1 protein-coding gene is annotated in these 1,259 nt (G+C 72.6%); it reads right to left on the bottom strand.

Going from position 1 to position 1,259, the window contains the following annotated elements; translation table 11 throughout:
* Positions 1-37 precede the first annotated feature (37 nt).
* Positions 38-967 (bottom strand): hypothetical protein, encoded by a 930-nt coding sequence (locus FFI97_RS33510; protein ID WP_139705823.1) that lies wholly within the window; start codon positions 965-967, stop codon positions 38-40.
* Between the last annotated feature and the right edge of the window lie 292 nt (positions 968-1,259).

Genomic DNA, 1,259 nt, shown 5'->3' with positions numbered 1-1,259 from the left:
ATCGAGATGCGGCGCGCGCTGCGCTGAGCACTCCCGATCAGTAGCGGGCCGGCGGGTCCGGCACGTAGCCGGGGTCCGAGCCCGGGAAGGGCGACGGGCCCGACGGACGCGGCCAGCGCTGCGGCACCGGGATGACGCCCGCGGCGACCAGGTTCTCGCGGCTGTCGTAGCGGATGCGGATCACCTCGTCGGGCTGCGAGCTGGCGCGCTCGAAGGTCGTCTTGCCGACGTACGAGGTCTCGCGCCGTCCGTGGGCCGTGCCCAGGCTCGGGCTGGGCGCCGACTGGCGGGCCATGGCGCCGGCCGACGACTCGGCGGCCATGTCGGCGTTGCCGGCGCTGCCTGCGGGTGGGGCCGCCTTGGCGCGCGCATCGCCCATCGACGACGGTGCCGGCGGCGCCTCGCTGCGCCGTTCGCGGCTGCTGTTGCCGCCGCTGTACTCGTCGCGCGACGGATAGGGCGTCACGACCGGCGGCGGCGGTTCCGGCCGGCGTTCGCGGAACATCGCGACACCGATCACGCCCACGTCGTCGGGGCGGCCCGTGCGGCTTGCGTAGGAATTGCCGGCGGCGGCGAACTCGAAGGCCGCGATCTGCGAATCGCTCTTGCGCCAGCCCGCGATGTCGCTGCGCTCGCGCGGGCCGAACACATAGCCGTTCTGGCCGACGCCGGCGGTTTCGCCGGTGACGACGTTGACGCCGTCCACCGACATCACGGCCATGATGCGTTCGCCCATCGCGTTGCGCGCCCGGATCGCATAGCGCGCGCCGGGGCGGCCGGCCACCCAGTACTCGCCGCGGTGGCGGTAGATCGGCAGTTCGGCGCCGCTCGTGCGGTCGACGATGCTGATGTTCATCAGGCCGCCGATGCGGCTGGCACCGGAGGGGTAGGGCCGCATCGGGCTTTCCGCCCCCGCCGACAGCGCGGTCAGGGCCAGGACGGTGGTGAGGAGAAGTCTGCGCTGCATCATGGTGGCTTCCTTGCCAGGAGTGGATCGATGCAGGCTTCTACGGCGGGGCCTCGCGAACGGGGTTAAGCGTCGCGCAAAAAAATGGCGCTGTCGGTGAGACAGCGCCAAGCGCCCCCGGAAAGAAGGCAGGGACGCAGGGGAAATCAGATGTCTTCAAGCAGCGGGTAGGGCAGCGGCTCCACCGACAGCGCCGGTCCGCCGGGCGCTCCCGCGTGCAGGCCGCCGGCCTCGAGCGCGGCGATCTGGATGGAGATGAGCGCCGACCAGCCGCCATCGGGCGCGGGCGCGG

The sequence above is a fragment of the Variovorax sp. KBS0712 genome (assembly GCF_006323185.2).
In the GTDB taxonomy this organism is placed as follows: Bacteria; Pseudomonadota; Gammaproteobacteria; order Burkholderiales; family Burkholderiaceae_C; genus Variovorax; species Variovorax boronicumulans.
This window is presented reverse-complemented; position numbering and strand designations above follow the sequence as displayed.

What these genes read in the sequence shown, in the direction of transcription:
- FFI97_RS33510 (WP_139705823.1), bottom strand. Translation starts at nt 967, where the DNA reads ATGCAGCGCAGACTTCTCCTCACCACCGTCCTGGCCCTGACCGCGCTG.